Origin of the sequence: Kitasatospora sp. RG8 (assembly GCF_017813315.1) — a bacterium.
Taxonomy (GTDB): domain Bacteria; phylum Actinomycetota; class Actinomycetes; order Streptomycetales; family Streptomycetaceae; genus Kitasatospora.
Genome location: NZ_JAGIYX010000004.1, coordinates 252522 through 266434 on the forward strand (window position 1 = coordinate 252522; position 13913 = coordinate 266434).

The 13913-nt window shown below is 69.7% G+C and carries 15 protein-coding genes; all 15 read left to right on the forward strand.

Annotation, left to right across the window (positions count from 1 at the left end; all coding sequences use genetic code 11):
- The first annotated feature begins 17 nt into the window (after positions 1–17).
- The 15 genes from J5Y04_RS08750 to J5Y04_RS08820 all read left to right on the forward strand — a co-directional run bounded on the left by J5Y04_RS08750 (position 18) and on the right by J5Y04_RS08820 (position 13907).
- Complete coding sequence (locus J5Y04_RS08750) at positions 18–665, forward strand: L-threonylcarbamoyladenylate synthase (RefSeq protein ID WP_148642918.1); 648 nt, start codon at positions 18–20, stop codon at positions 663–665.
- A 29-nt stretch (positions 666–694) separates the two neighbouring features.
- Positions 695–1336 carry a protein-tyrosine-phosphatase gene (locus J5Y04_RS08755; protein WP_307853028.1) on the forward strand — a complete coding sequence of 214 codons (642 nt, stop codon included), beginning with the start codon at positions 695–697 and terminating at the stop codon, positions 1334–1336.
- Positions 1337–1563: 227 nt separating this feature from the next.
- Positions 1564–2844: a serine hydroxymethyltransferase gene (gene glyA / locus J5Y04_RS08760; RefSeq protein WP_209411281.1), complete on the forward strand. Its 1281-nt coding sequence runs from the start codon at positions 1564–1566 to the stop codon at positions 2842–2844.
- A 160-nt stretch (positions 2845–3004) separates the two neighbouring features.
- Positions 3005–4342: an MraY family glycosyltransferase gene (locus tag J5Y04_RS08765; RefSeq protein WP_209411284.1), complete on the forward strand. Its 1338-nt coding sequence runs from the start codon at positions 3005–3007 to the stop codon at positions 4340–4342.
- A gap of 295 nt (positions 4343–4637) precedes the next feature.
- Entirely contained in the window at positions 4638–5081 is a 444-nt protein-coding gene (locus J5Y04_RS08770) for a hypothetical protein (RefSeq protein WP_148642915.1), read from the forward strand.
- 285 nt (positions 5082–5366) lie between these two features.
- Positions 5367–6182, forward strand: a complete 816-nt coding sequence (gene atpB, locus J5Y04_RS08775; RefSeq protein WP_209411285.1) for a F0F1 ATP synthase subunit A — start codon at positions 5367–5369, stop codon at positions 6180–6182.
- Between the two features lie 90 nt (positions 6183–6272).
- Positions 6273–6509: an ATP synthase F0 subunit C gene (atpE, locus tag J5Y04_RS08780; RefSeq protein WP_148642913.1), complete on the forward strand. Its 237-nt coding sequence runs from the start codon at positions 6273–6275 to the stop codon at positions 6507–6509.
- A gap of 34 nt (positions 6510–6543) precedes the next feature.
- Positions 6544–7101, forward strand: coding sequence for a F0F1 ATP synthase subunit B (locus J5Y04_RS08785; protein ID WP_209411287.1), 558 nt, complete (start codon positions 6544–6546; stop codon positions 7099–7101).
- Positions 7098–7913 (forward strand): F0F1 ATP synthase subunit delta, encoded by an 816-nt coding sequence (locus J5Y04_RS08790; protein WP_148642911.1) that lies wholly within the window; start codon positions 7098–7100, stop codon positions 7911–7913. Before J5Y04_RS08785 ends, J5Y04_RS08790 begins: the two co-directional genes overlap by 4 nt.
- A 153-nt stretch (positions 7914–8066) precedes the next feature.
- A complete protein-coding gene (gene atpA, locus J5Y04_RS08795) occupies positions 8067–9641 on the forward strand; it encodes a F0F1 ATP synthase subunit alpha (RefSeq protein WP_209411289.1) in 1575 nt (524 codons plus the stop codon).
- A gap of 32 nt (positions 9642–9673) precedes the next feature.
- A complete protein-coding gene (locus J5Y04_RS08800; protein ID WP_209411290.1) occupies positions 9674–10588 on the forward strand; it encodes a F0F1 ATP synthase subunit gamma in 915 nt (304 codons plus the stop codon).
- A gap of 2 nt (positions 10589–10590) precedes the next feature.
- On the forward strand, positions 10591–12036 hold the full coding sequence (gene atpD / locus J5Y04_RS08805) for a F0F1 ATP synthase subunit beta (RefSeq protein ID WP_209411291.1): 1446 nt from the start codon (positions 10591–10593) through the stop codon (positions 12034–12036).
- A 184-nt stretch (positions 12037–12220) separates the two neighbouring features.
- Entirely contained in the window at positions 12221–12604 is a 384-nt protein-coding gene (locus J5Y04_RS08810; RefSeq protein WP_148642910.1) for a F0F1 ATP synthase subunit epsilon, read from the forward strand.
- Between the two features lie 145 nt (positions 12605–12749).
- Positions 12750–13250, forward strand: a complete 501-nt coding sequence (locus tag J5Y04_RS08815; protein ID WP_148642909.1) for a DUF2550 domain-containing protein — start codon at positions 12750–12752, stop codon at positions 13248–13250.
- An 84-nt stretch (positions 13251–13334) separates the two neighbouring features.
- Complete coding sequence (locus J5Y04_RS08820) at positions 13335–13907, forward strand: cob(I)yrinic acid a,c-diamide adenosyltransferase (protein ID WP_148642908.1); 573 nt, start codon at positions 13335–13337, stop codon at positions 13905–13907.
- Positions 13908–13913 lie beyond the last annotated feature (6 nt).

Sequence of the window (13913 nt, forward strand, 5' to 3'; positions counted from 1 at the left end):
GGAAGGGGACCGCACCGATGAGCCGCCGCTACGACTGTGCCGATGCCGGGGACCGCGCCACCGGCCTGCGCGAGGCCGCCTCGGCCATCCGCCGGGGTGAACTCGTCGTGCTGCCCACCGACACCCTCTACGGGGTCGGCGCGGACGCCTTCTCGCCGGAGGCCGTCGCCGCACTGCTGGCCGCCAAGGGCCGCGGCCGCAACATGCCCTCGCCGGTCCTGGTCGGCTCGCCGACCACCCTGCACGGCCTGGTCACCGACTTCTCCGAGCAGGCCTGGGAGCTCGTCGACGCCTTCTGGCCCGGCGGCCTCACCCTGGTCGCCCGGCACCAGCCCTCGCTGCGCTGGGACCTCGGCGAGACCCGCGGCACCGTCGCCGTCCGGATGCCGCTGCACCCGGTCGCGATCGAGCTGCTGAACACCACCGGCCCGCTCGCCGTCTCCAGCGCCAACAAGACCGGCGGCCCGTCGCCGTCCACCTGCGACGAGGCCGAGCAGCAGCTCGGCGACGCCATCTCGGTCTACCTGGACGGCGGCACGGCCGACCACGCCACCGCCTCCTCCATCGTCGACGTCACGGGCAAGGTCCCGGTCCTGCTGCGGGCCGGCGCGATCAGCGCCGAGCAGCTGAGGGAGGTCGTCCCCGACCTGGAGGCCGGCAGTTGACGGCCGCCTCCCTCCATGCCGGGCCCGGCATATCGCCGTACCTGAGCGTGGGTCCCAGGCCGCTGGACCACTTCCGGATCCTGTTCGTCTGCACGGGGAACATCTGCCGCTCGCCGATCGCCGAGCGGCTCACCCGGCGTGAGCTGGACACCCGGCTCAGCCCCCGGGTGGCCGGGCGCATCCTCGTGGAGAGCGCCGGCACCTGGGGCCACGTAGGCGCGCCGATGGAGGAGCACGCCGCCACGGTGCTGGACGAGTACGGCGCCGACAGCGGCGGCTTCGCCGGCCGCGAGCTGCTGGACGAGCACGTGGTCGAGGCCGACCTGGTGCTCACCGCCACCCTGGACCACCGTGCCCAGGTGATCTCGATGGGCCACGAGGCCGGGCTGCGCACCTTCACCCTGAAGGAGTTCACCCGCCTGGTCCGGACGATAGACCCGGGCACCCTGCCCGACCCGCGCCGCGGCGCGGACGTCACCGAGCGTGCCCGCGCCCTGGTCAGGGCCGCCGCCGCGCTGCGCGGCTGGCTGCTCGCCTCCAGCCCGGAGTCGGACGAGGTGCACGACCCGTACGGCGCGCCGATCGGCATGTTCCGCAACTGCGGCGAGGAGATATTCCACGCGGTGGACCCGGTGGTCACCGCGCTCACCGGCGTGCCCGCGCGCAACTGAACGCGGCGCGCCCTCCTGCCGCCGGGCCCGACCGCGGCACCATTCGCCGGTCCCCGCGAACGCGGCACCGGCGCGCGCTCCGGACGCAGGGCCTGACGGCGCATCCGGACACCCTTCCGGCCGCGGCGGACGCCCGCCCGGGTGCACCGCCCCCGCGTCGGCAGGACGGCCGCGATCCCCCGACCTACGCTGGAGGGATCCACCCGACGCGCCCCGGGAGCCCCGCCATGACCGTCGCCGATGCCGTGACCGGATCCTCCGAGACGACGGGGCGCCGGTGGGCGTCCGAGGCGTTGCGACGGGCCGACCCGCAGCTGGCCGACCTGCTCGCCGCCGAGGCCGAGCGGCGGGCCGAGAGCGTCCAGCTGCTGGCGGGGGAGAACCTCACCAGCCCCGCCGTACTGGCCGCCCTCACCGGCCCGCTGATCGACAAGTACGCCGAGGGCTACCCCGGCCGGCGTCACCACACCGGCTGCGCGCTGGCGGACGCCGCCGAGCTGCTGGCGGTCGACCGGGCCCGCGAGCTCTTCGCCGCCCCGCACGCCAACGTCCAGCCGCGGTCGGCCACTTCGGCGATGCTGGCGACGTACGCGGCGCTGCTGCGGCCGGGCGACGTGGTGCTGGCGATGTCGCTGGAGCACGGCGGCCACCTGAGCTGCGGCTCGCGTGCCAACTTCTCCGGACGCTGGTTCGACTTCGTCGGCTACGGGGTGCGCCGCGAGGACGGACTGATCGACCTCGACCAGGTCCGCGAGCTCGCGCGCGAGCACCGCCCGAAGGCCATCGTGGCCGGCTCCATCTCCTACCCCCGGCACCCGGACTGGGCCGCCTTCCGGGAGATCGCCGACGAGGTGGACGCCTACCTGATCGCCTCCGCGGCGCAGACCACCGGCCTGGTCGCGGCGGGCGTCGCGCCCTCGCCGGTGCCGTACGCGGACGTCACCGTGGCCGCCACCCACAAGCTGCTCCGCGGCCCGCGCGGCGGCCTGCTGCTCTGCACCACCGGGCTGGCCGAGCGGATCGACCGGGCGGTCTTCCCGTTCAGCCAGGGCGGCGCGGCGATGAACGAGGTGGCCGGCAAGGCCGTCGCACTGGCCGAGGCGGCCACCCCCGGGTACCGCGCGTACGCCCACCGCACCGTCGCGGGAGCGCGCGTCCTGGCCGCGGGGCTCGCACAGGCCGGTATGCGCCCACTGACGGGCGGCACCGACACCCACCTGGTCACCGCCGACGTCGGCCCGCTGGGGGTCAGCGGCGCCGAGGCCGAGCGCCGCTGCGCCGTCGCCGGACTGATGCTCGGCAAGTGCGCCCTGCCGTACGACCCCGCGCCGCCCTCCGAGGCCTCCGGGATCCGGCTCGGCACCGGGACGGTCACCTCGCAGGGCATGGGCGAGGCCGAGCTGACCGAGATCGCCGGGCTGATCGGCCGCCTGCTCGCGGAGGGCACGGACGTACGGATCGGCCGGCGGGTCCGGGAGCTCGCACGGGCCTTCGCCGACCGCGGGTAGGCGGGGAGCCGGGGTCACTCCCCGGTAGGGCGAACCGCGATGCACGTCCCGGGCGTCCGACTCAATAAGGTGTGTGCCGTGGCGACGCACCTCGATACCCGGACAGGCACGGGAGTACCTTCGGTACCGACCCGTCGGACAGTGACGCAGGAGGCCAGTGGTGCGTGAGTATCTGCTGGTGCTGTTCTGCACCGCGGCCGTCACCTACCTGCTGACCGGCCCGGTCCGGAAGTTCGCCATCGCGGCCGGCGCGATGCCGCCGGTCCGCGCCCGTGACGTGCACCGCGAGCCCACGCCGCGACTCGGCGGCATCGCCATGTTCGGCGGCCTCTGCGCGGGCATCCTGGTCGCCTCGCAGCTGGACAACCTCTCCAAGGTCTTCTCGCAGGGCACCGACATCCGCGCGCTGCTCTCCGGCGCCGGGATCATGTGGCTGCTCGGCGTGCTCGACGACAAGTGGGGCGTCGACGCCCTGGTCAAGCTGGGCGGTCAGATGATCGCCGCCGGTGTGATGGTCTGGCAGGGGGTCACCGTGATCACCCTGCCGGTGCCCGGTGTCGGCGCGGTCGCCGTCAGCCCCACCCAGGGCATGGTCATCTCGGTCACCATGGTCGTCGTCATGGTCAACGCGGTGAACTTCATCGACGGCCTGGACGGCCTGGCCGGCGGCATGGTCTGCATCGCCGCGATGGCGTTCTTCCTGTACTCCTACCGGCTCTGGTACGGCTACAACATCATGGACGCGGCCCCCGCCGTGCTGTTCAGCGTGCTGCTGATCGGCATGTGCCTGGGCTTCCTGGCGCACAACCTGCACCCGGCCCGGATCTTCATGGGCGACTCCGGCTCGATGATGCTCGGCCTGATGCTGGCCGTCGCCGCGATCTCCATCACCGGCCGCGTCGACCCGGACCTCATCACCAGCGAGACCGGTTCGCAGACCGCCACGGTGCACGCCCTCGTCCCGATCTACATCCCACTGCTGCTGCCGCTGACCGTCATCGCCCTGCCGCTGGCCGACCTGCTGCTCGCCGTGGTCCGCCGCACCTGGGCCGGCCAGTCGCCGTTCGCCGCCGACAAGCGGCACCTGCACCACCGGCTGCTCCAGGTCGGCCACTCGCACAGCCGCGCCGTACTGATCATGTACTTCTGGGCCGCGCTGATCGCCTTCGGCACCGTCGCCTTCTCGGTCACCAACACCGGCCGCACCGTCGTGCTGACGCTGGCCGGGCTCTGCCTGGTCGGCCTGGTGGTGCTGCTCACCCCGCGGTTCCGCCCGCGGGCCCCGCGCGCGGTGCAGGCCTTCGTCCCGCCGCGCTACCGGCGCCGCGGCGCCGCCCGGAGCGCCGCGCAGGCCGTCGGGGAGGATGCGGTGGCACCCGCGCCGACCTCGGCGCCGATGGCTGAACTGTCCGCGAAGGACAAGGAACTCCTGGGTGAACTGCCGAAGGGATCGCCCGCGGTCGGCGGCAACCGGAACGGCAGCAACCGCAGCCGGTAGGCGAATTGACGTATCGTCAAGGTGGTTCACCCGTACGGCGGCACCGTTGGGCCGTTGGTGTGACAGGTACCACACATTCATGGTAAAGCTCTCATCAAATAGTTTGTGATACCGTTCACGAGTACCGAGAACACGCCGAAAGACCTGACAGGTGGAGGACTTCCGTCCCTGGTCGGTCTCCCTCGACAGGCCCGCCGCGGAGCGGCAAGGCCTGCGGCGATCCTCGGTCCGGTGCCAACCACCACGTTCTGTGCCCGTCCCCCTGCCACATCGACATGCCGCCGGAGCTGCCGACATGCCGTCCAACGACGCCCGGATCCTCCGAGGCGCCGCGATTCCCACTGCGGTCGCCGGGATCATCGCCATGGTGATCTCCTTTGCCGTCGCGGGTGGCAAGGGACTGCTCGGCGCCCTCTTCGGAACGCTGCTGGTGATGGCCTTCTTCAGCTTCGGCCAGGTCGCACTCGACCGGCTGACCAGGTCGAACCCGCACATCATGATGGCTGCGGCGCTCCTGGTCTACACCACTCAGATCCTGCTGGTCGGCATCGTCCTCGCCGTCTTCAAGAACACCGAGCTCTTCAACCGGCAGGCCTTCGCCTTCACGCTGCTGGGCTGCGCACTGATCTGGACGGGCTTCCAGGTGCGCGGTGCGCTCAAGGCCAAGACCTTCTACGTCGACACCGACGCCTCCGAAAGCAAGGGCGACAAGCCTTCCGACTCGGGGCGTCAACAGTGACGAGGCCCGACTGTCCCCCCAACGAGGGGGGCGGTGTTTATGCCGCACTGACGGGCTGCTATCGTCCGTCGCAACAACGGAGTACGGGAAGAGGCCAGGTCTGTCCGGAAGACGGACGGATCGCCCCCCGGACCCGCGCAGTCTTCGATGGTCCCGCTGTGGCGCAGATAGCCGCCGCGCGGGGTCCGCGAGAAACCCATCAAGTTCCAGTGCCGCTCCGTGGCCGCAGGCCACGCCGACACACCGAGGTTGCCGTAACCATGCGTCACGACGAAGGAGTCCGTGGTGAGTGCTGATCAGCTCACGTCCCTCGCCTCAGGCAGTTGCCACTTCGGGGACGCTGGCTGCGGCTTCCCGGCCCCGGGCCTGAACGAGTTCGACTTCAAGCCGATCTTCTCGATCGGCAGCTTCTACTTCAACAAGCCGATGCTGCTGTCGATGGTCGTCGCGCTGCTGGTGGTCGTCTTCTTCTGGGTCAGCTTCGCCAAGCCGCGCCTCGTTCCCGGCAAGCTGCAGCTGGTCGCCGAGATCGGCTACGACTTCGTCAAGCGGTCCATCGTGCTGGAGACGATCGGCAAGAAGGGCGAGAAGTACGTCCCGATGCTCGTCTCGATGTTCTTCTTCATCTGGCTGATGAACATCATGTCGATCATCCCGTTCGCCCAGTTCCCGGTGACGGCCGCGATCGCGTTCCCGGCCGGCCTGGCCGGTGTCGTGTGGGTCACCTACATGACGCTGACCTTCAAGAAGCACGGCTTCGTCGGCGGCCTCAAGAACCTCTGCTGGCCCTCGGGCATCCCCGGCTGGGTCATGTTCATCCTGGTGCCGATCGAGTTCTTCTCGAACATCTTCGTGCGCCCCTTCACGCTCGCGGTCCGAGCCTTCGCGAACATGTTCGCCGGCCACCTGCTGATCGTGATGTTCTCCATCGCCTCCTGGTACCTGCTCAGCCCGACCCTGGGCGCGCTGTACGGCTCGGCCTCGTTCATCGTCGCCGTCGCGCTGACCGCCTTCGAGCTGCTGGTCCAGTTCCTGCAGGCCTACATCTTCGTGATGCTGGCCAGCAGCTACATCGCCGGTGCCCTCGAAGAGGCGCACTGAGCCAGGGGCCCCGGCCCTCCCCGAACCAACCTCCCGGATCGCCCGGTGGCCAATCACCACCGGTTCACCACCCTGCAAAGGACAACTGCAATGAGCTTCCTCGCTGAGGGCACTGTCTACGGTTCCGTCGCGTCCATCGGCTACGGCCTCGCCGCGATCGGCCCCGGCATCGGCGTCGGTCTCATCTTCGGTAACGGTGTCCAGGCCATGGCCCGTCAGCCCGAGGCCGCCGGCCTCATCCGTTCCAACATGTTCATCGGCTTCGCGCTGACCGAGGCGCTCGCCCTCATCGGCATCGTCATGCCGTTCGTCTTCGGCAACAAGTAATCCTGCCGCAGACCCATTCGAGGAAGGTCCAGATATGAGCATCGCGGCTTCGCTCGCGGCCGAGGAGAAGATGAATCCTCTCCTCCCCGCATGGCCCGAGATCATCATCGGCCTGCTCTGCTTCTTCATCGTCTTCGGTCTCCTCGGCAAGAAGCTCCTCCCCAGCATCGAGAAGGTGCTGTCGGAGCGCCGGGACGCCATCGAGGGCGGCATGGAGCGTGCCGAGGCCGCTCAGGCCGAGGCCCAGGCCCTGCTTGACCAGTACCGCGCCGAGCTCGCCGAGGCGCGTCACGAGGCTGCCCGCATCGTCGAGCAGGCTCGCGAGCAGGGCGCTGCCCAGCTCACCGAGATGCGCGAGGAGGGCCAGCGTCAGCGCGAGGCCATCGTCGCCGCCGGCCACGCGCAGATCGAGGCCGACAAGAAGCAGGCGACTGCCGCCCTGCGCCAGGACGTGGGTTCGCTCGCTTCGCAGCTGGCCTCCCGCATCGTGGGTGAGTCCCTCGAGGACCACGCGCGGCAGAGCGGCGTCATCGACCGCTTCCTGGACGAGCTGGAGGCCAAGGCCGCCGTTGCTCAGGGTGCGGCCAAGTGATCGGCGCCAGCCGTGAGGCCCTCGCCGCCGGGCGGCAGAACCTCGAAGGCCTGACCGACTCCACCTCGGTGGACGCGGCCAAGCTCGCCGAGGAGCTCACCGCCGTCACGGTCCTCCTGGACCGTGAGGTGTCGCTGCGCCGCGTCCTGACCGACCCGTCCCGGTCGGGCCAGGACAAGGCTCAGCTGGTCTCCTCGCTGCTGACCGGCCAGGTCTCCGGCGAGACCCTCGACCTGGTCTCCGGCCTGGTCCGCTCCCGCTGGTCGGGTGCGCGTGACCTGGTCGACGCCGTCGAGGAGCTGGCCGCGTACGCCGAGGTCATCGCCGCCGACAAGGCCGGTGTCCTGGACGACGTCGAGGACGAGCTGTTCCGGTTCGGCCGGGTGGTGAGCGGCTCCAACGAGCTGCGCGCCGCGCTGACCGAGCCGAAGGCCGGCGCCGTCGCCAAGGCTGCGCTGATCAAGAAGCTGCTCGGCGGCCGTGCCAACGCCGGCACCGTCCGGCTGGTCACCGCCCTGGTGAACGCTCCGCGTGGCCGTAGCCTTGAGCAGGGCCTGGAGTCCTACTCGAAGCTCGCCGCGGCGCGGCGCGGTCGCGTGGTGGCCCTGGTCACCACCGCGGTGCCGCTGTCGGACGGCCAGAAGGACCGCCTCTCGGGCGCCCTGGGCCGGCTGTACGGCCGCCAGGTGCACCTGAACATCGATGTCGACCCCGAGGTCGTCGGCGGTGTCCGGGTCCAGATCGGTGACGAGATCATCGACGGCACCGTGTCGAGCCGCCTCGAAGGCGCTCGCCAGTCGCTCGAAGGCTGAGCACCGAAGCACATCCGACCCTCGGTCGGGAACCGGCTCCCAATAGGAGCCGGCAAATCGTACGGCCGGTTCGAGAGACCCGGCCGAGAGTCGAATACTTGCGGCCCTCAATGGCGGGCCGAGGATCGCAAACTAGGAGAGCAGGGAAGCCTGATGGCGGAGCTTACGATCCGTCCGGAGGAGATCCGGGACGCGCTGGCCGACTTTGTCCAGTCGTACCAGCCGGACGCCGCCTCGCGTGAAGAGGTCGGCACGGTCACTGACGCGGCGGACGGTATCGCGCATGTCGAGGGTCTGCCCTCGGTCATGGCGAACGAGCTGCTGAAGTTCGAGGACGGCACGCTCGGCCTCGCGCTGAACCTCGACACCCGCGAGATCGGTGTCGTCGTCCTCGGTGAGTTCGGCGGCATCGAGGAGGGCCAGACGGTGCGCCGCACCGGCGAGGTCCTCTCCGTGCCGGTCGGCGACGGCTACCTCGGCCGCGTCGTGGACCCGCTGGGCAACCCGATCGACGGTCTGGGCGACATCGCCTCCACCGGCCGCCGTGCCCTGGAGCTGCAGGCCCCCGGCGTCATGGCCCGCAAGTCGGTCAAGCAGCCGCTGCAGACCGGCATCAAGGCCATCGACGCGATGACCCCGATCGGCCGTGGCCAGCGTCAGCTGATCATCGGCGACCGCCAGACCGGCAAGACCGCGGTGGCCGTCGACACGATCATCAACCAGCGCGACAACTGGCGCTCGGGCGACCCGGAGAAGCAGGTCCGCTGCATCTACGTCGCCGTGGGCCAGAAGGGCTCCACCATCGCGTCCGTCCGTGGCGCCCTGGAGGAGGCCGGCGCGCTGGAGTACACCACCATCGTGGCCGCTCCCGCCTCCGACCCGGCCGGCTTCAAGTACCTCGCCCCGTACACCGGCTCGGCCATCGGCCAGGAGTGGATGTACGACGGCAAGCACGTCCTGATCATCTTCGACGACCTGTCGAAGCAGGCCGAGGCCTACCGCTCCGTCTCCCTGCTGCTGCGCCGCCCGCCGGGCCGCGAGGCCTACCCGGGTGACGTCTTCTACCTGCACTCCCGCCTGCTGGAGCGCTGCGCGAAGCTGAACGACGCCCTCGGCGGCGGCTCGATGACCGGTCTGCCGATCATCGAGACCAAGGCCAACGACGTCTCGGCGTACATCCCGACCAACGTCATCTCCATCACCGACGGCCAGTGCTTCCTGGAGTCCGACCTGTTCAACGCCGGCATCCGCCCGGCCGTGAACGTCGGTATCTCGGTCTCCCGCGTCGGTGGCTCCGCCCAGATCAAGGCCATGCGCTCGGTCGCCGGCCGTCTGCGCCTGGACCTCGCCCAGTACCGTGAGCTGGAGGCGTTCGCCGCCTTCGGTTCCGACCTGGACGCGGCCTCCAAGGCCCAGCTGGAGCGCGGTGCGCGCATGGTCGAGCTGCTGAAGCAGGGCCAGTACCAGCCGTTCCCGGTCGAGGAGCAGGTCGTCTCCATCTGGGCCGGCACCACCGGCAAGCTGGACGACGTCCCGGTGGCGGACATCCGTCGCTTCGAGCGTGAGTTCCTGGACCACGTGCGCCTGCAGCACAAGGACCTGCTGGCCGGCATCGTCGAGACCGGTCTGCTCGCCGACGGCACCGTCGACGCGCTGACCACCGCGATCGACGCCTTCAAGCAGGGCTTCACCACCGCCGACGGCAAGCTGCTCGGCGAGCAGGCCTGAGTCCGGTAGCGAGGGAAAGGACGTAACGACCCATGGGAGCACAGCTTCGGGTCTACAAGCGCCGGATCCGCTCTGTCACCGCGACGAAGAAGATCACCAAGGCGATGGAGATGATCTCCGCGTCGCGCATCGTCAAGGCGCAGCGCGCGGTGGCCGCCTCCACTCCGTACGCCGATGAGCTCACCCGGGCGGTGACGGCGGTGGCCACCCGGTCCAACGCCAAGCACCCGCTCACCACCGAGAACCCGAACGCCACCCGGGCCGCCGTTCTGCTGATCACGGCGGACCGCGGTCTGGCGGGCGGCTACTCGACCAACGCCATCAAGCAGGCGCTCTCGCTCAGTGCGAAGCTCCGCGAAGAGGGCAAGGAAGTGGTGACGTACATCGTCGGCCGCAAGGGCGTCTCGTACTACGGCTTCCGTGACCTCGCGGTCGCCGGCTCGTGGACGGGGTTCTCCGACAAGCCGACGTACGGCGACGCGAAGGCCGTGTCGGCCGACCTGATCGAGGCCTTCACGGCCGAGACGGGCGGCGTGGACGAGCTCCACCTGGTCTCGACCAAGTTCGAGTCGATGCTGACGCAGACGGCGGTCGACGCCAGGCTGCTGCCGCTGAAGCTCGACGAGGTCGAACTCAGCGACGAGTCGAAGGCCAAGAACGAGATCTTCCCGCTGTACGACTTCGAGCCGTCGGCGGAGGGCGTCCTCGACGCGCTGCTGCCGCGGTACGTCGAGAGCCGGATCTACAACGCGCTGCTGCAGTCGGCCGCCTCGGAGCACGCCGCTCGCCGGCGTGCGATGAAGAGCGCGACGGACAATGCCGGCGAGCTCATCAAGTCGCTCACGCGGCTTGCCAACTCGGCCCGTCAGGCCGAGATCACCCAGGAAATCAGCGAGATCGTCGGCGGCGCCAACGCCCTCGCCGACGCTAGCCGCGGGAGCGAATGAGAATGACCACCACTGTTGAGCCGACCACGGCGACGGGCCGCGTCGCGCGGGTCATCGGCCCGGTCGTCGACGTGGAGTTCCCCGTCGACGCGATTCCGGACATGTACAACGCCCTGCACGTCGAGGTGGACAACCCCGACGGCACGGGCAAGAAGACCCTGACCCTCGAGGTCGCCCAGCACCTCGGCGACGGCATGGTCCGCGGCATCTCGATGCAGCCGACCGACGGCCTGGTCCGTGGCGCGCAGGTCTCCGACACCGGTGCGGCCATCTCCGTGCCGGTCGGCCAGATCACCAAGGGCAAGGTCTTCAACGCCCTCGGTGACGTGCTGAACGTCGACAAGGACGAGTTCGAGTCCCAGGTCGAGGTCCGCTGGCCGATCCACCGCAAGGCCCCGGAGTTCAAGGACCTCGAGTCCAAGACCGAGATGTTCGAGACGGGCATCAAGGTCATCGACCTCCTCACCCCGTACGTCACCGGTGGCAAGATCGGTCTGTTCGGTGGTGCCGGTGTCGGCAAGACCGTTCTGATCCAGGAGATGATCTACCGCGTCGCCGAGAACTTCGGTGGTGTGTCGGTGTTCGCCGGCGTCGGCGAGCGCACCCGTGAGGGCAACGACCTCATCGACGAGATGGTCGACTCGGGCGTTCTGGACAAGACCGCGCTGGTCTTCGGCCAGATGGACGAGCCGCCGGGCACCCGTCTGCGCGTCGCGCTCTCCGCGCTGACCATGGCGGAGTACTTCCGTGACGTCGAGAAGCAGGACGTGCTCCTCTTCATCGACAACATCTTCCGGTTCACCCAGGCCGGTTCCGAGGTGTCGACCCTGCTCGGCCGCATGCCCTCCGCGGTGGGTTACCAGCCGAACCTGGCCGACGAGATGGGCCTCCTGCAGGAGCGCATCACCTCGACCCGTGGTCACTCGATCACCTCGATGCAGGCGATCTACGTCCCCGCGGACGACCTGACCGACCCGGCCCCGGCCACCACCTTCGCCCACCTGGACGCGACGACCGTTCTGTCGCGCCCGATCTCGGAGAAGGGCATCTACCCGGCCGTCGACCCGCTGGACTCCACGTCCCGCATCCTCGACCCGCGGTACATCGCGCAGACCCACTACGACACGGCCATCCGTATCAAGGGGATCCTGCAGAAGTACAAGGACCTCCAGGACATCATCGCGATCCTCGGTATCGACGAGCTGTCCGAGGAGGACAAGGTCACGGTCCACCGTGCCCGTCGCATCGAGCGCTTCCTCTCGCAGAACACCTACGTGGCGAAGCAGTTCACCGGTGTCGAGGGTTCGACCGTGCCGCTGTCCGAGACCATCGAGGCCTTCAACTCGATCGCGGACGGCAAGTACGACTCCGTTCCGGAGCAGGCCTTCTTCATGTGCGGTGGCATCGAGGACCTCGAGAAGAACGCCGCCGAGCTCGCGAAGAAGTAGTCGCGGCCGGTAGCAGCTGAGTGACCGTGAGGGGTGGGCCCCAGCCCTGGGACCCACCCCTCGCGTCGCATCGGCTGTGATTCCGGTCAAATCCGTGCCGCCGGTTTCATGCCGGGGGCGCGGGCCCGTTATTCTTACCGAAACTCCCGAGTAATCGGGGGTTGCATGAGCCTAGGAGCCCACGTTGGCTGAGCTGCACGTCGAGCTGGTCGCAGCCGACCGCAAGGTGTGGTCCGGTGCGGCCACCATCGTCGTCGCCCGTACGGCCTCCGGTGACACCGGCATCATGCCGGGCCACACCCCGGTGCTGAGCGTGCTGGAGACCGGTCCGGTCACCATCCGCACGGTGGACGGCGGCACCGTGATCGCCGCGGTGCACGGCGGCTTCATCTCCTTCGCCGACAACAAGCTGTCTCTGCTCGCGGAGATCGCCGAGCTGGCGGACGAGATCGACGTCGCGCGTGCCGAGCGTGCACTGGAGAAGGCGCAGTCGGACCTGGACGAGCACGCCGAGCGACGCGCCGAGGTGCGTCTGTTCGCGGCGCGCGGTCTCAAGGCCCACGCCTGAGTGCGCCAGACCCTGTAGCGGGGTCGACCGACGGTCCCGGGGACGCGCGAGCGTGACCCCGGGACTGTCGTATCAGTTGGTAGGTCAATGCGGTCGCTTGATACGACCGATACGGGGAACGCGGGTAGCGAGGAGGTAGGTGAGCATGGTCCTCGCCCTTGTGGTGTGTGCGGCGGTCGTGGCCGCTGGTGTGATCGGCCTGGTCGCGTTCGCGGTACGGCGCCGTGTGATCCAGCGGGTCGGCGGCACGTTCGACTGCAGCTACCGGCTCAAAATGCCCGCCGACGCCTCGACGCAGCCCGACCTCGACGAGAACGGCAAACCCACCTCGGCCCCGGTCCCCCAGACCGACGGCAAGGGGTGGGTTTTTGGTATCGGCCGCTACAGCGGTGACTCGATCGAGTGGTTCCGGGTCTTCTCGTACGCCCCGCGCCCGCGCCGGGTGCTGCCCCGCCGGGAGATCGAGGTGCTCGGCCGGCGCTACCCCGAGGGGCAGGAGGAGCTGGCGCTGCTCTCCGGCTCGGTCGTCCTGAGGTGCCTGCACAACGGCGCCCCGCTGGAGCTGGCGATGAGCGAGGACGCGCTGACCGGCTTCCTCGCCTGGCTGGAGGCGGCGCCCCCCGGTCAGAGGGTCAACGTCGCGTAGCGACGAGACCCTCGGCCGGGGGTACCCCCGGCCAAGGCCGGGGGAGGGTTAACGTCGCCTAACCGCTTGGCTACGCTGGGCCCCATGGTCAATCTGACGCGTATCTACACCCGTACCGGCGACGACGGCACCACCGCGCTCGGTGACATGAGCCGTACGACCAAGACCGATCCGCGCCTGGTCGCGTACGCCGACACCAACGAGGCGAACGCCGCGATCGGCGTGGCGATCGCCGTCGGCGGGCTGGCGGAGGACGTCGCCGCGGTGCTCACCCGGGTGCAGAACGACCTCTTCGACGTCGGCGCCGACCTGGCCACCCCGGTGGTGGAGGACCCGAAGTACCCGCCGCTGCGGGTGCTGCAGTCCTACATCGACAGGCTGGAGGAGGACTGCGACCACTTCCTGGAGTCGCTGGAGAAGCTGCGCAGCTTCATCCTCCCCGGCGGCACCGCCGGCGCCGCCCACCTGCACCTGGCCTGCACGGTGGTGCGCCGGGCCGAGCGGGCCACCTGGGCCGCCATCGAGGAGCACGGGGAGAGCGTCAACCCGCTGACCGCCAAGTACCTGAACCGGCTCTCCGACCTGCTGTTCATCCTGGCCCGGACGGCCAACAAGGAGCGGGGCGACGTGCTCTGGGTGCCGGGCGAGAACCGCTGACCCCGG